Here is a 22,891-nt window from a genome sequence, read left to right as displayed (position 1 = left end):
TTCCCGGGCAGGGGCATTTCCCCGGGCGTCGAATACCGGAAAGAATTCCCTCCTCGGTCCCGGTCGGATCCTCCCCGCCACGGTCGTGCGGCCGTACTGAGCAAGAAAGCTGGGGGTTATGCCAGGTCGGAGATCACGAGCCCGGTCTCGGCGATGAAGCCGTCCAGCAGGTCGGGCCGGTACTGCATGGATTTGAGCCGGTTCTTGATCAGGCCGGTGAGCTCGTCGATACCGCCGACGGCGAAGGTGAAGACCTTGGTGCGCAGGTTGGACCACGCACCTCCAGGACCGCCTCGGACAGGTCCACAACCGGGATGCGGGCGTCGACGTCGGCGCGCAGCGCGGTGAGGGAGGCGGGCTCATCGAGTTTCTCCAGGCCGGTGAGCACCAGGCGGTCCTTGCCGGTGGAGTCGGTCTCGATGCGCACCCAGTCGTTGCGTACGTCGTCGCCGGACAGGCCGGCGGCGAGTTGCTTGTAGGCGAAGTTCAGGCTGCTCGCCCACCGTTTCACATCGACGCCTGGCTGCGGTAACAGGCCCAGGTCATGGCAGATGTTCGGGCGTGCCTTCTCCCAGGCTTCCCCGGCCAGCAGGCCGGCGGTCGGGTCGCCCCACTTGTGCAGACCGGGCACGAACACCTCGTGGCGGCGCAACGACTGGACACCCGCCTGCCGTCCTCGACGACCACCAGGTCCTCCAGCCCGGCCTGCTGGTGGGGGTTGGGCACGGCGGCCAGGATCTTGTACTGGCGCAGCGCGGCGCGTTCGCGCAGCGAGGCGATCATCCGTTCCAGGGTGGCGACCCCGGGCAGCAGGATCTTGGCCTGATCCAGGCGGTGGGTGGCCAGGTCAAACAGCACGATCGGGCGTTCGTTGGTCGTCCACGCCCGCCGGTACACCCAGAACGCCAGGGAGAACCACTGCTCGGCCTCGAACGCGGTGTACCCGTAGTCCTCGCGAATCTGCTTCTGGGGATCCCACCGCGCCTTCTTAGGGATGAAGGTGCCTCGGATGTACCAGCGGCACGCTGAACACCCAACATGACCACTATCGGAGGAAGTCTGACAGTTGTGTGCGGTGTCCGTGTTAGTGACCCTCGCCGGCAGCGGAACGCCCGTTCTCAGCGGCATAGCCGACGGGTCGCCGATCTCTTCATCGAGCGCGGTCAGATCGTCCTCTGACAGGGCGGGCAGGTCCGGCTCTGGCCCGGTGGAGTCCCACACCTGTTCGTAGAGTGTCGTGAAGCCCCGGGTCGCATTGGTCAGCAGACTCTTGATCGTCCCCGGCAGCAGGCCGTGCTGTTCCAGCGAGGCCCGCAAGCCGTGGCCATGAACTCGATGGCGATGCCGATGCCGACCGGGATGAGTTCGGCCGCCGACCGATCCACCTCCGCCCGGCTGCGTGCCCCGATGGCGCCCAGCGCTGGTCCGGGGGCCATCGGCCCCGACTCGCCGTCGAAGGTCAGCCAGCCGCGGCGGGCCAGGACACGGACTTCCCCGGAAGGTCTGCGCGTGTTGCGGGGGCCTGCTCTACGGTTCCTGTTGGCCCCACCCGGCGTGTGGCCGGTCTCTTGCACGGATCGGCCACACTTCCAGACAGTTGCCCGTTGGTTGCTTGGGAGGGCTACCGGTCCGGGGGTTCATCTCAGGTCAGGCGCGGGACGTAGTCCTGCCAGGGTGACCTGGCGCAGACGGTGGACCGCGACCGGGGTGGGCAGGCTGCCGGCTGCGGAGGCGAGCGCCGGACTCCGGCGTGCGACCGGACTACGACGTCATGCGGGCGAGTACTTCCAGGGGGCTGGCCAGTGCGTCGGAGAAGGCGAGCTCGGCCGCGCCGACCAGGGTGGCGTTGTCGCGGAGAGCCGAGGTCTGGAGCCGTACCTTCTCCCGAGATTCGGGGGCCGACCGGCTCACCGACGCCGATCGGCGCACCCTATCGCCGCTGTTCTGGTCGCACGCCAACCTGTACGGCACCATCCAGATCGACATGGACACCCACCTGGGCCTGGCTGCCTGACGCCTCCGACCCGGCCGGGGCCAGATGCGATCAGGTGTGTGCAATCACCTTGGACCCACCACAGCTGCTATATGCCGTATCCATCGATCGAGATGCACCCACCTGATCGGCATCCGATGCTCTTGCATCGTGCTTGACCAACATCGCCGCCGATGATTCAGTATCTATCAATCGATTGATTGGGAATGTTCATGAGGCTTGAGGAGATCCAGCAGGCGGCGGTTCGCCTGTTTGCCCAGAAGGGGTACGCCGCGACCGGCATCCGCGAACTCGGGCGTGCCGTGGGCATCAACTCCGCGACCCTGTACCACTACGCCGGGAGCAAGGAGGAGGTTCTCACCGGCATCATGCGATCATGCCTTGAACAGTTGCTGCGCTCCGCGCTCGACGCGACCAGCACGTCCGCCGACCCCGGCATGCAGCTGGCCCGCCTGGTACGGACGCATGTGGGGTTGTGCGCGCTCAACCCGCTCACGGCCAAGGTGACCGACCAAGAGATCCGCGCCCTGAGATCGCACGACCACGAGGCCCTGATCGGCCTCCGCGATGACTACGAGTCGATCTTCGCCGAGGTCATCGAGCGCGGCGCACGCACCGGTGTCTTCCACCTCACCGATCTGCGCATCACCCGCCTGGCGCTCCTGGAGATGTGCAACGGCGTCGCCAATTGGTACCGGCCCGACGGGCGACTGGACATCACCGAGGTCCAGGACCAGTTCGTCGAGCTCGTCTGCCGCCTCGTCGGGATGCCGCCCGTGAGCCGGGAGGAGTCAGGAGAATTGCCGGCCCCGATTCAGCTGGCCAGCGAGCCGATCACCGATTACCCGCACGGAACGGAAGCCGCAGAATGAGCATCATCGACGCCCGGGTACGGCTCCCGCAGGAGCTACGCCCCAGTCAGACCTATGCCGCCCCCAGACGGCAGACCGAGCAGTACGACAAGGTCCTGCAGCTGACCGACAAGATGAACACCGGCCGTTTCGCTGACTTGCTCCAGGTCATGGAGGACGAGGGCATCGACCAGGCGGTCATGCACGCCGAGTCTGAGGGCGGTGAATCGGCGGACGCCCTCAACGAAGCGCTGTGCCAGGTTCTGGCCGAACATCCCGGCCGGTTCACAGGCATCGGATGCGTCGACATCGCCGATGCCCGGCCGACCCAGATCTCCCGGCAGACAGCCTCGATCGCCGGCCTCGGGCTGCTCGGGATCACACTCCAGCCGGCGTTCTTCGGGCTCGACATCGACGACCGCCGCCTTTACCCGATGTACTCCCGGGCGGAAGAGCTCGGGCTGATCGTCGCGGTACATACGGGCGTCACCTACAGTCGCCTGCACCCTCTGCGTCATGAGCGGCCGGAACTGCTGGACCAGGTGGCCTGCGACTTCCCCGACCTGACTCTGATCGCCTGCCACGCCGGCTGGCCCTGGGTGACGGAGTACTGCGCGGTGGCACGCCGTCACCCGACGGTTTATCTGGAGTTCGGTGCTCTGGCGCCGAAGTACGTCGCCAGGGCGGGGACCGGGTGGGACACGCTGTTCGGCATGATGCCCAATGTGCTACGTGATCAGGTTCTCTACGGCAGCGACTGGCCCATGATGTCTCCGGCTCGCGCCATCACGGAGTGGCGCGCATCGGGACTGCCGGATGCGGCACTGCAAGCGCTCTTCCACGACAATGCCTCCCGCCTCTTCGGGCTCATGGGGGCGTCGCAGTGATGCAAGGATCCACCATCACCGCGATGCTCACCCATGCGGCAGCCGGCACCCCTGATGCCGTCTTCCTCCGCACGTATGAAGGAGACCTGACCTACTGCCAGGTCGAGCAGCGGTCGGCCGGGCTCGCAACCGCCTTCGCCCGAATTGGTGTAGGCGCAGGCAGTTGTGTCGCTTTGCTGATGCACAACAGCCTCGATCAGGTTCTCGTCTGGTTCGCCCTGGCGCGCCTTGGTGCCGTCCACGCTCCGCTCAACACCGCTCTGCTCGGGGAGCATCTGACCCAGGCGGTGCGGGTGGCCGAGGCTTCGGTGCTGGTCACCGACGCCAAATTCCTTCCGGTCGTCACGCCCGTGCTCGATCAGCTTCCTGAGCTGAAGCGGGTTGTCGTCAACGGCATCGCAGGTGAACAGCGGTTCGACGACCTGGCCGACTATCAACACTGCACTGACCGGTGCCCGCCTGCCGAGGTCGACGACCTCGCCGCGGCCACCCTGCTGTTCACCTCCGGCACGACCGGCGCCTCCAAGGCATGTGTGCTGTCCCATCGTTACCTGGCCAGGCAGGGACAGTTGCACGCCACCTACATGGGCCTGCTCCCCGACGACGTCCTCTACTGCCCCTTCCCGCTCTTCCACATCGACGCCGCCACCCTGACTGTCGTGGCCGCCCTGGCCTGTCGTGGTACCGCCGTGCTTGGCCGCCGCTTCAGCGCCTCACGGTTCTGGAACGACGTCAGGGCCTTCGACGTGTCCATTTTCAACTTTATGGGTGCGACGCTGACGATCCTGTGGAAACAACCGCCCAGTGACAGAGACCGCGATCACCGGGTCAGGCTGGCCTGGGGAGTTCCCATGCCAGAGTGGCAACGAGGCTGGGAGGAACGTTTCGGCATCCCGCTCAGACAGGTCTATGGCCTGACTGATGGCGGAACCTGTCAATTTGATCAAGGCAGTTGAGCTGGGCTAATTCTGTGTCGGCTTCTCTGGTGTGTCCTTCTGCTCGTCCGTCTGGTCCTGTTTGGGTTTGTTGATCCACGTCGGGCCGGGCAGGTTGGGAGGGGTGGGGGCGCCGCCGCTGGCGAAGCGTTCGGGGTGGGCGGCTTGGGCGGTGGCCAGGACGTGGGCGCGGCGGTCTCGGACGGCGGCAGCGCGACCGTAATGCGCGTCAGCCGGGTGGTGGTAGCCGATCCCGGAGTGGTAATGCTCCTGGTTGTACCAGGTGTAAAAGTCCTGGCAGAAGGCGCGGGCGTCCTCGATCGAGCCGAACCGGCCTGGGAAGGCCGGACAGTACTTGAGCGTTTTGAAGCTCGCCTCGATGTGCGGGTTGTCGTTGGATGTCTTGGGGCGACTATGCGACTTGGCCACGCCCAGGTCGATGAGCAACTCGGCGACGGTCTTGGACTTCATCGAGCTGCCGCGGTCGGCATGCAGGGTCAGGGCGTCACGGTTGACCTTCTGCTTGATGATGGTCTGAGCGATCAGCCGCTTGGCCAGCGCGGCCGACTCGCGGGAGGCGACCATCCAGCCGACCACGCAACGGCTGTAGATGTCGATGATCGTGTACAAGTGGTACCAGATGCCCTTGTGCGGGCCGCGTAGCTTGGTGATATCCCAGGCCCACACCCGGTTCGGGGCGTCGGCGAATAGCTCGGGGATGGTCTTGGCCGGGTGGGTGGCCTGACGGCGCCGATCGCGGCCGACCTCGCCGTGTTCGCGCAGGATCCGGTACATGGTGGATTCGGATGCCAGGTAGGTGCCCTCGTCCAGCAGCGTGAAGTACGCCGTGGCCGGGGCCGCGTCAGCGAACCGCTCATTCAGCACGGTGCGGATGCGCTCGCGCTCACCGTGCGAGAGCGCGGCCGGGTGCGGCGTGCGCGGGATGCTCGGCCGGTCCGGGGCGGGGCTGGTGCGGTTCTTGCGATACCAGTTGGCCTGTGGCACTCCGGCCGCCGCGCACGCGTTGCGCCGCCCAAGCAACGGAGTCAGTTCCTCAATCGCCTCGGCTTGGACGGTTTCGATGATCTCGGTCACTGCTCGCCCCGGCCCGTCGGTGCCTCGCTGCCGGTGGCGAACTGATCCAGCAGCGCGAAGAGCTTTCCCTGCACCTCGATCACTTGGCGGGTCTTGTCGAGTTCGGCGCGCAGCCGCTCAACCTCGCCCTCCAGCGTGTCGATCTTCTTATCGCGTGGATCGGCCTTGGGGCGGCCGACCGGCCGGGCCAGAGCCTCGCTCGCGCCATGGTCTCGGGCTGTCTTCCAACTGGAGATCAACGACGAGTACAGGCCTTCCCGGCGCATCAGCGCGCCCTTGCCGGCCTTGTCGAGCTGGTCGTACTCCGCCAGGATCCGGGCCTTGTAGGCCGCGGTGTATCGGCGGACCGCAGCCCGCTCACGCACCTGCGGGTCAGGGATTTGCGGATCCAGCTTGCTTGCTTCCACGAAGGGATGTCTCCTTCCCCGCCCTCGATACAGAGTTTTATGCCTACTTGCTACCTCTGTCCATTTTGGCAGGGAGGGACACCGCAGTTGGAAAGGTTCACCAGAGCCGGGTACGCCGTCGCCGTGGTCGACTTCCGCGGGACCGGAGCCTCGGAGGGTGTCAAGTCCGATGCGTTCGAGAAGGTCGAACAGGACGACATCTACGACATCATCGAGCAACTCGCTGATCAGCAATGGTGTAACGGACGGGTGGCAGTCTGGGGCCTGTCGTACGGGGGCATCACGGCGCTGCGCGCAGCGACCAGCGGAGCTCCGTCGCTGCGAGCCGTAGTGGCGATCGAGGGATCAACAGATCCCTACTCCGACGAGGTGGCACGCAAAGGCGCCGTGGGACTGGCCATGATCATTGGCGAGTGGTCAACGATGATGCTGGCCCTGACCGCCCTGCCACTCACATCACCATGGCTCGATCCTTCAGCGTTCTCAGCACGTCTCCAGGCGGCAAGACCCTGGCACGACGCGTGGACAGAGCATCCGCACCGCGACCATTACTGGCAGGGGCGGGAGGTCGACCCGGCCACCATCGATGTGCCCACCCTCATCTTCACCGGCTGGCGAGACACCAATGTCGTCGGCGCATGGCGCGACTTCGCGGCCATCAATGCACCTCGCCGCATCATTTGCGGGCCCTGGCTACACGGTATGCCCGAAGGGCAGGAGCAGGCTCCGGTCGATTCCGTGGCCTTGACCATCGACTGGTTCGACGAACATCTGCGGAAAGTTCAGCCCGAAGCCACACCCGCACCGATCGTGTCCACCTACATCATGGGCGCTGACCAGTGGGAGTTCGCCGAACACTATCCTGCCGTGCCCCCCACCGACCGCACCCTCTACCTCTCCGACGGCAGACTGAGCACCGGACCATCGGCGGCACCGAGCCGTGTTCCTGTCGCTTTCGACGCAACGGTCGGAGTCGCCGCAGGTCTGGGGATGGCAGCAGCCCCCCGTGATCAGAGGCGCGATGTGACCCGATCCGCCATATTCATCTCCGACGTGCTCGACTCAACTCTCGACATCGCCGGAGCACCGCGCATCAGCCTCTCCCTGGTTGTTGCGCACCTCGACGTGGACGTAGTAGCGAAACTCAACGACATCGCGCCAAACGGCCACACGACACTGATCACACGCGGCTTCCAACGTCTGTCCAACCCACCGCCTTACACCGGGGTGCCCGAATCACGAGAAGTGGCCGATGCCGGCCATCAGATCGAGATGGACTTCGACCCCACCCGCTATCGGCTGAAAGCCGGACACCGCCTTCAGCTGACGCTCAGCGCGGCGGACTTTCCCGAGTACTGGCCTCAGCTCTCCGCCGCTGGCTACGAAGTGCTCGTCGGTCCGCAGTACAGCAGCATTCTCCATCTGCCGACAGTGCCCACCCACGACATGACAGCACCCTTCGAACTGCCTGCGGCTACCCGCGCAAGGGAGAACGATCGGATGGTCGATCAGCAAGTAGCTGTGACCCTCGAAGAGAACGCGGACGGCACAGAAGTCGTCGTCCGCGGTGGGTGGCTTTCAAAGGGCCGCACCGTGGAAGGCGAACCCATTGAACTCCTCCACACATACGAGATTTCCACGCACGCTCACAATCCCTCAGCGACACAGCTCAACACACAGACCGACATCATCGTTGGCGCGACCGGTGAGCTGAGGACCGTCCGCGCCGCCTGCTCCCTTGGTCCGCAGGGCTTGAGCTCCACACTGCGGGTCATCGGCAACGGCATTGACGAGGATCGGACATGGAACACACCATGGCCAGCTTGATCGACGGCGTGGTCACGCAGCATCGGGGTGAGCCAAACCTGAATCACGCAGCGTGCCAACGAGCTGTGGAACTTGGCCTCTGGAATTGATCCGGTTTGGTGGATGGGCCGCCCCGGTGAAGTTGGAGGCTAGATCGCTTGGTTCTCGATCGCCAGGCCGCCGTCGGCGGTTGATCGGTGGAACGTCTCCTCGTACTCGGCCGGAGGAACGTTCCCGCAGTAAGAATGTAGCCTTTCAGAATTATACCAGGCAACCCATTCCATGGTGGAAATCGTCACATCCATGACGCCTTTCCAGCCGCCATGGAACTCGATTAGCTCCTTCTTGTAGAGACTGTTGAGCGACTCCGCAGCGGCATTGTCATACGAATCGCCTTTGCTGCCCACAGAACGAGCCGCACCGACCTGGTCGAGCCGTTCGGCGTAGCGGATAGAAGTATATTGAACGCCTCTATCGGAATGGTGAACAAGGTCATCGATGACGCCTCCACGCGCCCAGATCGCCATTTCCAGGGCGTCGAGTGCCAGATCGGTGCCCAGGTGGTCGGCGACCTGCCAGCCGACGATCCGACGGGAGTACAGGTCCTGGACGAACGCGGTGTACACCCAGCCGGAGGCGGTGGCGACATAGGTGATGTCCGCGACCCATCGCAGGTCCGGCCGGCCCGCGGTGAAGTTGCGTTCCAGCAGGTCACCGGGTCGATCGGCGCCGGGGACGGTGGTCCGGGGCCGTTTGCGCGACCAGGTCGCCCCGCACAGGCCCAGCTCGCGCATCAGCCGCTCGACCGTGCACCGGGCGACCGTGACGCCCTGGCGGTTGAGCTGGCCCCACACCTTCCGCGCCCCATATAGGCCACGTCCCGGGCCGTTCCACACTTTCAGGATCTCCTTTTTCACCTCTTCGTCCCGGACCGCACGAGCCGACGGATTCGACTCCCGTTTCTTCGCCGCCCAGTACGTGGACGGCGCGAACTCCAGCACGGCACAGATCGGCTCCACACCGAACCGTTCGCGATGGGTATCGATGAACTCGACTAGCGCGGCAGTCTGGGATCGAGTTCCCGGGCGAAATACGCCGAGGCGGCCTTCAGGATCTCGTTCGCCCGCCGCAACTCGCGATTCTCACGCTCGAGTTCGGTGATCCGCTGGGCGTCAGAAGTCGATGTCCCCGGGCGCTTCCCGCCATCGACCTCGGCCTGGCGCACCCAGGTCCGTAGCGCCTCGCGGTGCACCCCGAGCTGGTCTGCGACCCGGGCCAGCACGCCCGCCCCCTCACCGGCCGCACGCAGCTCGAAAACCATACGGACAGCGCGTTCCCGCAGCTCAGGGGCATACTTCCTCGGTGGTGCCATAACTCCTCACCCTTCCAGGTATCGGAGCCTCCAACTAACTCGGGGTGGCCCAGGACACCTAAGCAGCGCCGAAGGCTCTCACAAACGGTCGTTCACGAGAACCATCCACACCTGAGACGCATCGCGGCCATAATGCGTCTCGAAAGGCTGTCTCGAAAAGAAGCTCCTCCGGAGAGCATGTCCGCCGCCCGAAGCCGCAGCGCCTCACATCGCTCTCGCTCCGTGCCAGACAGTCCCCCGCTTCTGTCTGAATACCTCATCCCTTAAGGCTGTCACCCGGGAAAACAGCGCTGACAAGCACCCCGGGAAGCCCATGACGCCCAGATTTCTTCGTCATTACACGTGCCAGAGGTGCGCCCTGTCGCCGGCATACCGGTCGGGTGACCGCCAACCGGCGGTCGTATGCTCCTTCGTCGTGGCCGTCTTCCGGTTGTGAAGGGGCCCGGATCCGCCCATGATCGACGGCAGGGCCGATCGCACGGCCCGGCGCTGCCGTCCTCCCGAAGGTGAGTGGTATGGAACTTCACCCGAACATCGATCCCGAGCTGGGGGCCGCTCTCCTGCGGTCTCCCCTCCCCGCCTCCGACCTGTCCGCCATCCGGCTGGAGGACCTGCCCGGCATCCGCGTCCAGATGAACGCGATGCGTGCCGCGATGGCCCCGGTCGCGCTTGACGACCGGGTCACGATCGAGGACCGGATGGTGCCCGGCCCGGAGGGCGAGCCCGACATCCGGCTGCGGATCTACCGTCTCGCCGGACAGGAGGGCGCCGTTCCCGGCGTCTACTGGATCCACGGCGGCGGGATGATCATCGGCGACCCCGAGATGGACGACCTGCGCATGGTCGAGTACGTCATCCGGCTGGGATGCGTGGCCGTATCCGTCGACTACCGCCTCGCGCCCGAGCACCCGCATCCGGCACCGGTGGAGGACTGCTACGCCGGTCTCGTCTGGACCGCCAAGAACGCCGCCGAACTCGGCATCGACCCCGACCGCATCGCGGTGGGCGGGCTCAGCGCCGGAGGAGGTCTCGCCGCCGGCACCGTGCTGCTGGCCCGCGACCGCGGCGGCCCGGCCCTGGCGTTCCAACTGCTCGTCTGCCCGATGCTGGACGACCGCAACGTCACCCCGTCCAGCCGGGAGTTCGCCGAGGCGGTCGTCTGGAACCGGGGCGCCAACCTCCTCGGGTGGAGTGCGCTCCTGGGTGACGCCGCGGGTACGGACGACGTCTCGCCGTACGCCGCCCCCGCCCGCATGGCCGACCTGTCCGGTCTGCCCCCCGCCTACCTCGACGTCGGCGAACTGGAGGTCTTCAGGGACGAGTGCGTCGACTACGCCCAGCGGCTGGTGCAGGCGGGCGTCTCCACCGAGTTCCACCTGTACCCGGGGGCCTTCCACAGCTTCGACGGGATGATCCCCGAGGCGGAGATCAGCCGCCGGGCCGCCGCCGAGCGGGTGGTCGCGCTGCGCCGGGCGCTGCTTCGCTGACCTCCGGGCGCGGCCGTATCGGCCGGAGGGCCAGGTGCGCACGGAGCCGCCCCGCGCACCGGCGGCCCGATGCCGATCCGCCGCGTCCGGGGCGGCCGGGGCGGCCGGGCCGCCGGCCCGGATCGCCCGGCGGCTCCGCCGGATGCCACGAGAGCCGTTCCTTCCGCGGCCTGGATCTATTGATCGGTGAAGGCGAGTTTGACGCTGAGCGCGACGAAGGAACCGGCGAAGATCCGGCCCATCCAGGCCATCACCCGAGGTCGCGAGGTCACGTGGTCCCTCATCGAGGCGGCGAAAATGCCGTAGGCGGCGAAGACGACGAACGTGAACAGCATGAAGACGGCACTCAACTCCACCATCCGCAGGAGGGAGCCCGGCTCGCCGGTGCTCACGAACTGCGGCAGGAACGCGAAGAAGAACATGGTCAACTTCGGGTTGAGGAGGTTGATCAGAATGCCGGAGATGATCACCCTGATCGCTGGGCGAGGGGCGGTCTCCTCTTCCACGACGATCGCGTTCTTGTCCTTGAGCGTGGCCCACGCCATGTAGAGGAGATAGGCCACACCCAGATATTTCAGGACCTGGAATGCCAGTGCACTCGTGTGGAGCAGCGCCGCGAGACCGGTGATCGTCGCCACCATGTGCGGAACGATGCCGAGCGTGCATCCCACCGCGGCCACGACGCTTGCGCGACGTCCGCGGGAGAGGCCGGCCGACAGTGTGTAGACAACGCCTGTGCCAGGTGTGGCGACCATGACGAGCGTGGTCACCAAGAACGCGACGCTCACAGCGAACTCCTGGCAGGGCGGGTCGAGCAGATCAGTGTCATAGGTTCACCCTGCTGACACAATGGCCCGGTGAACAGGTCCAATGAAGACGCTTCCGACAGGTCCATAACGTCTGGGACCGATTTCCTTCAGCTGAACATCGGTGACGCGCCGGCGGGTGGACTGTCCACCTGGCTGGCCCGGCACCTTCGGCTCGCGATATCGGACGGACGCCTGCCGGTCGGGAGCAGGCTGCCTGCCACGCGGATTCTGGCCGGTGAGCTGCACGTGTCCCGCGGCGTTGTCACCGAGGCCTACCAGCGCCTGAGCGAGGACGGGCACGTCGCCGGGCGAGGCCGGGGCGGAACGGTCGTCGTCGCCGCGCCGGTGACAGCGCCGATGACAGCGCCGGTGGCAGCGCGGCCACCCGTGCCCGCCGGCCCGCCGCCGGCGCGTGCGTTGTTCGCCGCCGCGCCCGGCGCGGACGCCTTCGACGCGTTGCGAGCGGTTCCGGCCCGGATCGATCTGTCGCCCGGGGTGCCCGACCTGGCCGCGTTTCCGCGGACGGCCTGGCTGCGGGCTGAGCGTTCGGTACTCAGCGACCTCTCCGCGGCCGACTTCGGATACGGAGATCCCCGGGGGACGTCGGCGTTGCGTCTCGCCGTCGCGAACTGGCTGGCCCGCAATCGCGGGATCAGGGTGGATCCGCGTGAGGTGCTCATCGTCGCCGGCACCGCTCAAGCACTCGGACTGCTCGCGCAGGTGCTCCGTCATGACGGGATCTCCGCGGTGGCGGTGGAGGACCCCGGATCGCTCGGCACTCGTCAGCATCTGCGCAACTGGCGGTTGGACACCCCGCCGGTCACGGTCGACTCCGAAGGAATCCGTGTCGATGAGTTGCGTGCCCAGGGCGCTCCGGCCGTCCTGCTGACCCCGGCGCACCAGTTTCCCACCGGGGTGGTGCTCAGCGGGGAGAGACGTCGTGAGCTGATGCGGTGGGCCGGTGAGGGCGGGCTGATCGTCGAGGACGACTACGACGCCGAACACCGTTACGACCGCCCTCCGGTCCCCGCCCTGCGGTCGATGCTCGCCGAGCACGTCTGCTACACCGGGAGCGTGTCCAAGCTGCTCGCTCCCGCTCTGCGAGTGGGATGGCTCCTCGCCCCACCGAAGTACCGGGAGGACCTCGTAGCCGCCAAACGGTACGCCGACCTCGGCAACGCCGTACTGCCACAGCTGGTTCTGGCTCGGCTGATGGAGTCGGGCGAGATGGAGCGCCAGCTACGTTTCCTCCGGGGACGCCACCGCCGCCGCCGGGACGCCATGATCGACGCGCTGAGAACCCACCTTCCGCGCGCGGTCGTGCACGGTGCCGCGGCGGGCCTGCACCTGATGATCACCTTCGAGGCCGGGTTCGCCGACGCCGACCTCGCCGAAGCGGCGCTCGCGCGTGGCGTGAAGGTGCAGCCGTTGTCATGGCACAGCCAGCGCCCGAGCCGGCCAGGGCTTGTCCTGGGGTACGCCGCGAGCACGCCGACCGACATCGGCGAAGGCGTGGCGACCCTCGGCGACGTCGTACGGCGTCTGCTCTGACAGCGGGATCCGGTCACGACCGTTGGCGGACGGGGTCACGGCCACACTGATCGGTCCCGGCGGGAGCCTGCGTCAACGGGCCGGCCCGGCCGGACGTGGCGGACGGTTCCTCGACGGCCGGCTAACGCCTGCCGTCCCGCTCCCTGCGGACCGTCACCCTTTTCCCCTTGATGCTGCTCTCCCGCAGGGCGGCGACCACCTCGTCGGCCGCGGACTCGGGGACCTCCACGAGCGAGAACCGGTCGGAGATCTCGATCGCCCCGATGTCACGCCCACTGAGGCGTGACTCGTTGGCTATCGCGCCGACCAGGTCCTGCGGCCGGATCCTGCTGCTGCGGCCGGCGCCGACGAACAGGCGTGTCATCCCGCCCGCCGGTGCGCGACCGCGCCGATCGTCGCGGCCGGCCGTCTCGCGGCGACCACGTCCCTCCCGCTCGGTCCTCAGGTCGACCTCCGGGATCTCCTCCTCGTCGGCCGTCACCCCGCTGGCCTCGTGTGCCAGCTTCACCGCGGCGAGCGCCACCTCCATGATGTCGAACTCGTCGGTGAGCGTCTCGACCACGACGCGGAAGCGCTCCAGGTCGTCCTCCAGGAGGCTCTCGTGCAGCGCGGAACGCGTCATCTCCAGCTGCCGGGCGTGCAGATCGGCGACGGTCGGCACCTTCTCGACCGTGATCCGGCTCTTGGTCACCCGCTCTATGGTCTTGAGCATCCGGTGCTCTCGCGGCTCCGCCAGGGTGATCGCGACGCCCTCGCGGCCCGCCCTGCCGACCCGGCCGATCCGGTGCACGTACGAGTCGGGCGCGGAGGGAACGTCGTAGTTGATCACGTGGGTGAGCTGCTCGACGTCGAGCCCGCGCGCGGCCACGTCGGTCGCGACGAGCAGGTCCGCGGTCCCGTTCCGCACCCGCCCCATCACCCGGTCGCGCTGCTCCTGGCTCATCCCTCCGTGCAGCGCCTCCGCGCGGTAACCGCGCCCGTTCAGGGTCTCGGTGAGCCGGTCGACCTCGTCTCGCGTGCGGCAGAAGACGATCGCCGCCGAGGGAGACTCGACGTCCAGCACCCGCCCGAGCGCCGCCGGCTTGTGCGCCCGGGGGACCACGTACGCGGTCTGCCGTACCAGCGGGGCCTCCCCCGGGGCGGCCATCTCCCGCCCGGTCTGGATCCGGACCGGGTCCTGGAGGTGGCGGCGGGCGATTCCGTTGATACGGGACGGCATCGTCGCCGAGAAGAGCACCGTCTGACGATCCTCGGGGGTCTCCTGGAGGATCGCCTCGATCTCGTCGGCGAAGCCCATGTCGAGCATCTCGTCCGCCTCGTCCAGGACGACCATCTTGAGACCGCCCAGGCGAAGGGTCCTGCGGCCGATGTGGTCGAGGGCACGCCCCGGCGTCGCGACGACGACGTCGACCCCGCGTTCGAGCTCACGCAACTGCCGGCCGATGGGCTGCCCGCCGTAGATCGGCAGGACGCGCACGTCCAGGTCACGGCCGTAGCGGTGGACCGCCTCCGAGACCTGGACGGCCAGCTCGCGCGTGGGCACGAGCACCAGCGCCATCGGCTCCGCGCCCCTGCCCTCCAGCGACATCCGATGAAGCACCGGAAGCGCGAAAGCGGCCGTCTTGCCCGTCCCCGTCGCGGCCTGCCCCAGCAGGTCGCGCCCCTCCAGCAGAGGCGGGATCGCCTCACGCTGGATGGGAGTGGGCTCCTCGTAGCCAAGGCTGGAGAGCGCCCGGAGAAGCTCCGGGCGCAGTCCCAGGTCGGCGAAACTGCCCGGGTCGTCGCTTGTGTTCAGGGTCATGGTCGGACTCCTCGTTCCCACCCGTCGCCGTCGTCGGCCGCCGCAGCGGCCAATGACGCACCACGGGGTATGTCGATCAGCGTTCTGTACTGTGGAAACGGTTCCGCTTCCGTAACCGCCGCGCACCGGAGGAACGAGCGGCGACCCTTCCGAGCACCGCTATGTACCGAGCGTCCCTCCAGGAGAACACGGAGATCTTCGGCCTGCGGCATGAGAACACGGTCCATAGCCCGGAGCCGAATAGTGTGTGTCGTGAACATGTCGGGGGCGTTACGCCGGTCCTAACGTGCGCTGGTAAGAGCCGGTGAGCCAGGCAACAGCAAGGAGCACCCCCCATGACCGTATCTCGTTCAGCGCCACTGTCGCGAACCGCCCCGACCTTACTGACCCTTCTGGCCCTCCTTGTCGGGCTGCTCGGTGCGACCGCACCGGCGACTCCCGCGCGGGCGGCCTCGCTGGTCCAGGTCAGCTCGTTCGGCAGCAATCCCGGCAACCTGTCCATGTACAGCTACCGGCCCGACGGGCTGGCGGGTGGCCGTCCGGTCGTGGTTCTGCTGCACGGCTGCACGCAGAACGCCGCCGGATACTTCGCCAACTCGGGATGGCGCAAGTTCGCCGATCAGCTGGGCTTCAGCCTGGTGGTGCCGCAGACCGGCAGCGCCAACAACTTCTCCAACTGCTTCAACTGGTTCGAGACCGGCGACACCACCCGCGGCCAGGGCGAGGCGGCCTCGATTCGCGCCATGGTCGCCTACGCGGTCACCACCTACGGGGCCGATCCCGCACGCGTCTACGTCAGCGGGCTGTCCGCGGGCGGGGCCATGTCCGCGGTCATGCTCGCCACCTATCCGGACGTCTTCGCGGGCGGTTCGATCGGGGCCGGGCTGGCGTACCGCTGCGCGGCCGGCCTGACCCAGGCGTCCACCTGCCAGTACGGGCCCGTCAGCAAGACCCCGAAGCAGTGGGGCGACCTGGTACGCAACGCCTACTCCGGGTACTCGGGGCCGTACCCGCGTGTCGCCATCTGGCAGGGCTCGTCGGACTTCACCGTCGTTCCGGCCAACGCCGCGCAGTTGCGGGACCAGTGGACGAACGTGCGGGGCGTCTCGCAGACCCCCACCTCCACGCAGAGCCTGCCCGGCGGCACGTCTCTGAAGGTGTACGGCAACGACGACGTGCGCCTGTACGAGATCGCCGGCATGGGGCACGGCCTGCCGATCGACCCGGGCGGCGCCGCCGACCAGTGCGGCACCGTGGCGGCGTACTTCCTCGACACCATCTGCTCGGCCTACCACGACGTGCAGTTCTTCCGCCTGAACGGCGGGACCCCGCCGACCCCGACCCCGACTCCCACCCCCACGCCGACCCCCACCCCGACGCCGACGGTGCCCCCGGCCTGCGTGACCGCGAGCAACTACGCCCACACCACCGCGGGACGGGCCCACCAGTCCGGTGGCTACACCTACGCCAACGGGTCCAACGACGCCATGGGGCTGTGGAACACCTTCACCACCCACACGCTCAAGCAGACCGGTTCGAACCACTGGGTCCTCGCCGACGGCCAGTGCCAGTGATCTCCCGCGAGCCCGCCACGGCCGGGGAACCGGGCCGGGCGGCCGACCACGATCCCGGAAGGTGACCGCAGGGGGACGTGGCGGCGAAGGCGGCGCGAGGGTGCCCGCACCCGGTTCACAAGGACCGGGTGCGGGCACCCTCGCGTTCACGTCCCACGCGCGCGGCCCCGATCCGCCGAGGGCTTCGCCTCGTTGTCCGATCGGCGCCACGCCCCCTTCGAAACGGTGGCCACGCCGTCGCCCCGCCCCGCTCCGCGACGAAAGACTGGTGCGCGAGGTCGTCGTCCCGCCGCCCGACGCCGAGTACAGGTTTGTCGGTCCGGGGCGTTAGCGTTCCGCGCATAACGGTCGCAGGTGTCGAAATCCCTGCGGGCGTCGGCAATCCGTGCGTGGTGAGAGGCAGGGACCCCTTGGGCTGGCTGGTGGCGGGCGACGGGTACGAGGTCACCCTGGTGGAGGGCCGGGTGGCGGCGAGGGCCACCACGGGCCGGGCGGCGGGACGGCAGCTGAAGTCCCTGCCCAAACAGGTGCGGGAACACCCCGAGGTGGAGCGGCTACGCCGTCTGACCGAGTGGCTCGAACGGCACGAGGCCGCCTGCGTGGCCCAGGTGGACACCTGGATGGTGTCGTCCCTGCCCGTCCCCACCGGGCTGGTGGTCCAGGTGTGGCAGGACGAGGCGTGGCAGTCGGTGCTGCGTGACCTCGTCGTGGTCGGCGACGACAAGGACGAGCCGGGTTTCCTGCGGGACGTCACCGGTTCCGGCGAGCTGCGGATGGTGAACCTGGACGGCGAGACCGTCCGGCTGTCCCCGGAGACGGTGACCCTGCCGCACCCGGTGCTGCTGCCCGACCTGGAGGAGCTGCGGGAGTTCGCCGCGGAGCTGGGTGTGGTCCAGCGGGTCGAGCAGATCCACCGGGCGACCTGGACCAGGCCCGCCGATCCGGCGGAGACGGCGACGGAGGTGAAGGAGTTCGCCGGGGGACGGTTCGGCTCCCGGTTCGGTCTCGCCGCCCGGACGACCTCCCTCGGCTACCGGGTGTCGGGAGGCTACGCCACCTGCGCGGTGCGCGACGCGGGACGGACCACCGAGGCGTCGGTGTGGATCGGAGAACCCTACTGGGACGGTGACACCGAGACGGGCGGCCTGACCTGGCACGACCGGGAGGGCAGGCTGCTGAGACTCCGGGAGGTCGGCCCGGTGGCCTGGTCCGAGGGGATGCGCATGGCCGCGGCGCTGTACGCCGGCCGGACCGTCGAGGAAGGAAAGAACGCGTGAGCGACGTCATGTCATCGGCGAGCGGCACGACAGGGCGGCCGCGGGAGGCCGGAACCGGAGCACCCGGAGCCGGGAGCGAGGCCGGGACGCGCGAACTGCTGGAGGCCGGGGCCGTCCTTCTCCCTGACACGCGCGGAGGCGGCGAGCAGGCGGTGCCGCTGACCGCGCGCGCCTACCGGCACCCAGCGCTGGACGGCCGGGTGGTGGTGCGCCTGGTCACCGAGGAGCTGGGCTCGGCGGAAGACGCGGCGGCGGGCTTCCTCGGCCTGGAACCGGCCGGCGAGCCGGCCGTGGTCGGGCTGGGCCTGCGGCACGCGCTCGGTTTCCCGGAATGGGTGCTCGTGCACCACCCGCAGGACGGCCGTCACGCGCTCGCCCTGGTTCCGGAGCTGGAGCGCGCGGGCCGCCAGGTGAAGTCCAAGCCGAAGGCCGCCCTCGACGCCTACCGGCACCTCGCCACGCGACTGGCCGGGTCCGTCCCGCATTTCCTGCCGACGTTCTTCGAACAGGCGGGACGGGTGTTCCTCTCCGTGGAGAACGTCACCTACGCGGCACAGATGTTCACCCAGGCGCGCAAGGCCGAGGCGGAGCACGGACTGCACGTCGACGAGGAGCGGCTCGACGCGGTGTTCCTGGAGTTCGCGCTCTCCGGAGCGCTGCCGGTGAAGGCGCTGTCGGCGTACGCGAAGGATCTGACCGCCCGGGTTCCGGCCGACGAGGCCCTGCGCAGGTTCCGCAGGCTGTGCGTTCGCCGTACGGCGGGCGGGCTGTCGCCGTCCGCGCAGATGGCCACCGACCTGCGCCGGCTGTCCGGGGCCGCCGACTGCGACGCGGACGCCGAGGAGCAGGCCTACCTGGTCGACCTGCTCGACCTGCCCGCCACGCTCGGGGCCCCGCCGAGCTGGTGGCAGGCGCACCGCCCGGCTCTGGTGGCCCTCGCCAGGCGGGAGCCCGCGATCCGCGGAACGCTGCTGAACCTGATGCCCCGAAACCGCGACCACGACATGTCCGCCTTCTGGCTGGAGATGCTGGAGGAATCGGGCGCCACCACGGGCCTGGACGACCCCGAGGTGTCCGAGCGGGAGCGTCCCGCGGACGGCACCGCCGGCTGGCTCGGACGTTTCCTGGGGATCTGGCACCCCGGGCTCACGCGGCTGCCGGGCCTGTACGCGCTGGTCGAGCGCGTGGCCGGACGGCTGCGCGCCGAACTCGCCGCGACGAGCGGAAGCCTGCCTTTCAAACCCGATCCCGACCTGCTCGACCTGCTGCTGTCGCTGGACGTTCCGGTCGCCGACCCGGATGACACCGAGACGCTGCTGCTGAGGCCCTGGGCGCGGGACGAGAACCGGCGTGACCTGCTCGCGCTGGCGGCCGACCCCCGGTTCCGGCCCGTGTTCCACCGCACCGCCGACCGGTTCCGCGACGACGCCGAGGGGCATCGGGCCATCCGCTGCCTGGCCGCCTCTCCCGGTGGCCGGCCGATGCTGGCGGAGTGGGTGAGCACGGCCGCCCGCCACTCGTTCGCCGCCGGCCTGCCGCAGCTGCCCGACGCCATCAAGCTGCTGACCTGGCTGCCGGGCGAGGCACTCCTCCTCGCCGAGGACGAGGTCGCCGAGGCCGCGCGGACCGATCTCTCCGCCGAGCTCGCCCGGACGCTACGCTGCGGGATCTTCGACGAGCTGGGCTGGCCGGCCTGGGAGGAGGCGGTCGCCGCTCTCATCGGCCCGAAGGACCTCAATGAGATCGCGGTCGCCGACGCGTGGCCGCACCTGATCGTCTCGGGTCCCTCCCAGGTCAGGGTCATCGGCCTGGAGGGAACCGCGCTCACCCACGACCTGCGCACCGCGCCGGACGACGTCTGGGGCGACCCCGGTTTCCACTACGTCGACGGCGAGCTGCTCGTCTACTGGCAGGCCGACGGTTCGGGCGACGGACTGCGTGGATACTGGCACTCCTCCGCCGGGACGATTCTTCCCATGGAGGGGATGGGCTCCAGCTGGGCGCTGAGCTCCGACCTGGTCACCCTGCCGTTGCCCGGCGGCGGGCGGACCACGGGCAGCGACGTGCTGCACCCGGGCGACACCACCGTGCCCGACAGGCACCGGCTGATGGGCGACGGGACCTCGTTCTGGAAGTGGGACAAAGGCAGCAACGACTGGCGTGAGTACGACCCGGCCGGCATGGCGGACGGCCGGCTGAGCATGCCCGGCTTCCTGACCGACGCGCTGCGGTCGGCGCCTTCGGGCAGCGCCTTCCGCAGCGGCTGGCTGCTGCCCGCCCTCTCCGACGAGGCCACCCCGGCCGGCGTCCCGGTGGGCGGCCTGCTCGGCTGGCGGGTGGTCGAGCTGCCCGACGGATCGCGGCGCGGCGAGGACCTCGCCGGGCGGACCGTCAACCTCGGCGGCGGCGGAGGCCGCAACGGGACCGGCTCCCCGGCGCACGCGGTGACGTTCCCCGGGGACGACCGGCCGCGCGCCCTCACCACGGCTTACGGCGGGGTCAATCTCGTCGACCCCGAGGGGGTCGTCGTCGCGACGGCCGCCCTGCGGAGGGTTCCCGGAGCCTTCGCGGAGGGCACCGTGCTGCTGCCTCCGGTGCGTTACTGGCGCTGCATGCGGCCGCGCGACCCGGAGGGCTCGACGGCCCTGCGCCGGATCGACGGGGAGACGGCGGCGGCGCTGCTGAAGGCCGCGAACTCCTTCGAGTCGGCGCGCTCCAGCCCGCAAGGACAGTCCCCGCAGGACGCGCAGTCGGCGCAGGACGAGCTGTACAGGATGGTCCGCGCGCTGCTGCCGCAGATCACCCACGACGCGGTGGTCGCCGGGGTCGCGGGGGTGGCGCGGTTCGCCGCCTTCCAGCAGGCCGCCCTGGACGCGGTGGCGGCCCGGCTCGCCGACGCCCTCGCGGGCGGCCCGAAGGAGCAGGGACCCGTCGGTCCCTCCGACGACCTGCTCACCGAGGCGCTCAACGGTCTCGGCGTCTCCGTCAATTCATGGTGGAACCGCGAGGAGTCCCACAACGTCTTCCGGCAGCTGCGGATGATCCGCGGGGAAGGCCGGTCCCCCTCCGATCAGACCGTCCGCCTCCATCTGAACGGCCCGGAGCTTCCGTACTCCACGCTGGAGTGGGAGCCGCTGCTCGACAGGTCGGCGGCGATCGCCTACCGGATGGCGTCGACGTCCGCCCCCGGGCAGGCGGACGCGCTGCGGCAGCTGCTCTCCGAGTTCGACACGCTCGGGCTGTCCTCCGCGGCCGAGCCGGCCTCGTGGCGCCGTCTCACACTGCACCTCGACGAGAAGTGGCTCGACAACGCCCGGGGAGGGCAGCGCGGCGGCAACCGGCGCGGAATGCTCGCCCTGGAGGAGGGCGCCTTCATCGCCTTCCTGGACTCCGATTCCGACAGCGGCGGTTACCACTTCACCGCGCTCTTCCACGATCCGGCCCGCCGCTTCGACGTCCCCCACCCCTACACCGTGCGTTCCTCGGGCCCGGTCGGCGAGGCCAGGCCGGCGGGCTGGCTCGGGGAGTTCCTCGCGGAACACGCCGCACGAGGTCCGGCGCCCTGGCGGCCGGAGGCGGCCGGGGAGTTCTCGCGGCTCACGGGGGTGACGGAGACGGCGGCCAAGCTGATCGTCGCCGGGCTGCCCTACGTGGACGCCCACCAGCGCGCCTTCCTGCCCGTCGACCTGCGGACCGCGCTCGGGCTGAAGGCGTCCGACGCCGCCGTCGCCAAGGACGAGCTGGGCCGGACGAACGCCGACATCCGGCGCGAGGTCGTCGCCGCGCTGCTGCCCGAACACCCGGCCGCGCTGTGGACCGACGGTCCGGACGTCGCCGCCGCCGCACGGGTGTGGAACTCCAGGGTGGGCCGGCGGGCCGCCGTCCCCGAATGGCTCGTCGGGGAGGCGACACGCGCGGTGCGCACCGAGTGGGAGCCCGGCCGGGCGCTGCCCGCCCTGCTCGATCCGACGGCGTCGCCGGAGCTCAGCGGGGATCTGCGCTGGCGGGTGCACCGCGACCGGGTCTCCCCCGCCGACGACGGCGTCGCCGGGTTCACGGAGCCCACGCTGACGGCCTCGATCGCCCTGTCCGTGTGGCTGGCCCACCGGCTGCCCTGCGGCGACCCGGTGCGGGCCGCCCTGCCCGCGGTGCTGACCGCGGTCCGGGAGCGGCTGTCCAACCCCGATCTGCTGCTCAGCCTGGGTCACTACGTCGACCTTCTCGCGTTCAGGAAGGTCGCCGGAGCCCCTACCGAGCTCGCCGAAGGCTGGGAACGCTACGGCGCCGTGATCATGGCCACCCACGACGATCGGCCGATGCCGGGCGTCCGCACCGCCCTGCTCGACGCGTCAGGGAACGACCCCTACCTTCCCGCCCTGCGTGCCCTGGCCGGGTACGCGGAAGCACCGTTCCCGGCCGAGCTGGCGCTGCGCACCGCGCGTGACCCGCGTTTCGAGGCGCTCCTCGCCGATCCCGGAGACCCGGCGTCGGGGCAGCGCGCGGCCGACGGCACCTGGTGGCCGCAGGACCCCGGCCGCTCCGTGCCCGCGCTGCTCTCCCAGGTCGCGCAGGAGTACGGCCTGAGCCAGGACGCCGCCACGCTCTACCTGACGATGCTCGCGATGCCGGACCCCACCGACAAGAACGTCACCCGGTGGACCGGCTGGAAGCCCGCCCGGTTCAAGGCGGCCCGCGCCGAACTGGCCGCCACCGACCTGGTGGTGGAGGCCACCCGCGCCCGGGCCGGTCGCTCGCTCTTCCTGCCGGGCGCCTGGGTGGACCTCAAGGCCCCGAGCCTCCCGCTCGAACAGTGGAAGATCTCCATGTTCGACCTGGTCAGCGGGGAGACTCCGTCCCTCGGCGTGCTCGTCCCCGCCGAACCCGTGGCCGACCTCTACGCCAGGGCCTGGCAGCGGGTCCGCGACGGCGACCTTCCGCGCTTCGAGGAGCTCCGCGTCCGGCGCGGCAGGCGGCGCTGACGTCTTCCCGTTCCCTCCGGACGACCGGGAACGGACCGCTTTCATCGGGCCCGATCCAGCCGGGCGC

The 22,891-nt window shown here is 69.1% G+C and carries 16 protein-coding genes and 1 other annotated feature; of the genes, 10 read left to right on the top strand and 6 right to left on the bottom strand.

The window, feature by feature from the left end:
* Positions 1 to 208 precede the first annotated feature (208 nt).
* Both J2853_RS06895 and J2853_RS06890 read right to left on the bottom strand, forming a co-directional pair.
* A complete protein-coding gene (locus tag J2853_RS06895; protein WP_307556124.1) occupies positions 209 to 511 on the bottom strand; it encodes a hypothetical protein in 303 nt (100 codons plus the stop codon).
* The gene (locus J2853_RS06890; protein ID WP_307556123.1) at positions 508 to 1,317 is read right to left on the bottom strand and encodes a DUF4158 domain-containing protein; all 810 of its coding nucleotides are present in this window, start codon (positions 1,315 to 1,317) and stop codon (positions 508 to 510) included. The genes J2853_RS06895 and J2853_RS06890 overlap by 4 nt, the downstream gene beginning before the upstream one ends.
* A gap of 433 nt (positions 1,318 to 1,750) precedes the next feature.
* Between J2853_RS06890 and J2853_RS06885 the strand changes: the two genes are divergently transcribed.
* From J2853_RS06885 to J2853_RS06870, 4 genes are all read left to right on the top strand, one after another.
* Positions 1,751 to 2,014: a hypothetical protein gene (locus J2853_RS06885; protein ID WP_307556121.1), complete on the top strand. Its 264-nt coding sequence runs from the start codon at positions 1,751 to 1,753 to the stop codon at positions 2,012 to 2,014.
* 191 nt (positions 2,015 to 2,205) lie between these two features.
* Positions 2,206 to 2,865 carry a TetR/AcrR family transcriptional regulator gene (locus J2853_RS06880; RefSeq protein ID WP_307556120.1) on the top strand — a complete coding sequence of 220 codons (660 nt, stop codon included), beginning with the start codon at positions 2,206 to 2,208 and terminating at the stop codon, positions 2,863 to 2,865.
* Positions 2,862 to 3,731 carry an amidohydrolase family protein gene (locus tag J2853_RS06875; protein WP_307556118.1) on the top strand — a complete coding sequence of 290 codons (870 nt, stop codon included), beginning with the start codon at positions 2,862 to 2,864 and terminating at the stop codon, positions 3,729 to 3,731. Before J2853_RS06880 ends, J2853_RS06875 begins: the two co-directional genes overlap by 4 nt.
* 23 nt (positions 3,732 to 3,754) lie before the next feature.
* Positions 3,755 to 4,687, top strand: coding sequence for an AMP-binding protein (locus tag J2853_RS06870; RefSeq protein WP_307556116.1), 933 nt, complete (start codon positions 3,755 to 3,757; stop codon positions 4,685 to 4,687).
* A gap of 6 nt (positions 4,688 to 4,693) precedes the next feature.
* Here J2853_RS06870 and J2853_RS06865 read toward each other — a convergent pair.
* Positions 4,694 to 6,168 (bottom strand): IS3 family transposase gene (locus tag J2853_RS06865; RefSeq protein WP_307556113.1). Its coding sequence is split into 2 segments (ribosomal slippage): positions 4,694 to 5,829 and positions 5,829 to 6,168, totalling 1,476 coding nucleotides; the frame shifts between segments, so codons are not numbered across the junction.
* Positions 6,169 to 6,174: 6 nt separating this feature from the next.
* Between J2853_RS06865 and J2853_RS06860 the strand changes: the two genes are divergently transcribed.
* Entirely contained in the window at positions 6,175 to 7,995 is a 1,821-nt protein-coding gene (locus J2853_RS06860) for a CocE/NonD family hydrolase (protein WP_307568620.1), read from the top strand.
* 128 nt (positions 7,996 to 8,123) lie between these two features.
* Here the strand turns inward: J2853_RS06860 and J2853_RS06855 are convergent.
* Positions 8,124 to 9,346, bottom strand: a protein-coding gene (locus J2853_RS06855; RefSeq protein WP_307556111.1) for an IS3 family transposase whose coding sequence is annotated in 2 segments (ribosomal slippage) — positions 8,124 to 9,064 and positions 9,064 to 9,346 — 1,224 coding nt in all. Because the reading frame shifts where the segments join, the coding sequence is not laid out codon by codon here.
* Positions 8,958 to 9,071, bottom strand: a sequence feature (AL1L pseudoknot). (Overlaps the previous gene by 114 nt.)
* 515 nt (positions 9,347 to 9,861) lie before the next feature.
* Between J2853_RS06855 and J2853_RS06850 the strand changes: the two genes are divergently transcribed.
* Complete coding sequence (locus J2853_RS06850) at positions 9,862 to 10,833, top strand: alpha/beta hydrolase (protein ID WP_307556109.1); 972 nt, start codon at positions 9,862 to 9,864, stop codon at positions 10,831 to 10,833.
* Positions 10,834 to 11,009: 176 nt separating this feature from the next.
* On the opposite strand, the gene J2853_RS06845 is transcribed toward J2853_RS06850, so the two are convergent.
* Positions 11,010 to 11,621 (bottom strand): LysE family translocator, encoded by a 612-nt coding sequence (locus J2853_RS06845; protein WP_307556107.1) that lies wholly within the window; start codon positions 11,619 to 11,621, stop codon positions 11,010 to 11,012.
* 69 nt (positions 11,622 to 11,690) lie between these two features.
* Between J2853_RS06845 and pdxR the strand changes: the two genes are divergently transcribed.
* Positions 11,691 to 13,193, top strand: coding sequence for a MocR-like pyridoxine biosynthesis transcription factor PdxR (gene pdxR / locus J2853_RS06840; protein WP_307556105.1), 1,503 nt, complete (start codon positions 11,691 to 11,693; stop codon positions 13,191 to 13,193).
* A gap of 121 nt (positions 13,194 to 13,314) precedes the next feature.
* Here the strand turns inward: pdxR and J2853_RS06835 are convergent, their stop codons facing one another.
* Positions 13,315 to 14,994: a DEAD/DEAH box helicase gene (locus J2853_RS06835; RefSeq protein ID WP_307556103.1), complete on the bottom strand. Its 1,680-nt coding sequence runs from the start codon at positions 14,992 to 14,994 to the stop codon at positions 13,315 to 13,317.
* A gap of 335 nt (positions 14,995 to 15,329) precedes the next feature.
* On the opposite strand from J2853_RS06835, the gene J2853_RS06830 reads away from it, so the two are divergent.
* From J2853_RS06830 to J2853_RS06820, 3 genes are all read left to right on the top strand, one after another.
* Positions 15,330 to 16,568 carry an extracellular catalytic domain type 1 short-chain-length polyhydroxyalkanoate depolymerase gene (locus J2853_RS06830; RefSeq protein WP_307556101.1) on the top strand — a complete coding sequence of 413 codons (1,239 nt, stop codon included), beginning with the start codon at positions 15,330 to 15,332 and terminating at the stop codon, positions 16,566 to 16,568.
* 389 nt (positions 16,569 to 16,957) lie between these two features.
* Positions 16,958 to 17,845, top strand: coding sequence for a DUF4132 domain-containing protein (locus J2853_RS06825; protein ID WP_307556098.1), 888 nt, complete (start codon positions 16,958 to 16,960; stop codon positions 17,843 to 17,845).
* A complete protein-coding gene (locus J2853_RS06820) occupies positions 17,842 to 22,824 on the top strand; it encodes a DNA-binding protein (protein WP_307556097.1) in 4,983 nt (1,660 codons plus the stop codon). Before J2853_RS06825 ends, J2853_RS06820 begins: the two co-directional genes overlap by 4 nt.
* Positions 22,825 to 22,891: the final 67 nt, after the last annotated feature.

Origin of the sequence: Streptosporangium lutulentum (assembly GCF_030811455.1) — a bacterium.
Classification (GTDB): domain Bacteria; phylum Actinomycetota; class Actinomycetes; order Streptosporangiales; family Streptosporangiaceae; genus Streptosporangium; species Streptosporangium lutulentum.
Note: the sequence above shows the minus strand (reverse complement) of the source record. Positions and strands in the feature narration are given on the sequence as shown.

Excerpts from the sequence above, each read along its gene's own strand:
- J2853_RS06880 (WP_307556120.1), top strand. The coding sequence starts at position 2,206 with ATGAGGCTTGAGGAGATCCAGCAGGCGGCGGTTCGCCTGTTTGCCCAG.
- J2853_RS06830 (WP_307556101.1), top strand. The coding sequence starts at position 15,330 with ATGACCGTATCTCGTTCAGCGCCACTGTCGCGAACCGCCCCGACCTTA.
- J2853_RS06870 (WP_307556116.1), top strand. The coding sequence starts at position 3,755 with ATGCTCACCCATGCGGCAGCCGGCACCCCTGATGCCGTCTTCCTCCGC.
- J2853_RS06850 (WP_307556109.1), top strand. The coding sequence starts at position 9,862 with ATGGAACTTCACCCGAACATCGATCCCGAGCTGGGGGCCGCTCTCCTG.
- J2853_RS06835 (WP_307556103.1), bottom strand. The coding sequence starts at position 14,994 with ATGACCCTGAACACAAGCGACGACCCGGGCAGTTTCGCCGACCTGGGA.
- J2853_RS06875 (WP_307556118.1), top strand. The coding sequence starts at position 2,862 with ATGAGCATCATCGACGCCCGGGTACGGCTCCCGCAGGAGCTACGCCCC.
- J2853_RS06860 (WP_307568620.1), top strand. The coding sequence starts at position 6,175 with ATGTCTCCTTCCCCGCCCTCGATACAGAGTTTTATGCCTACTTGCTAC.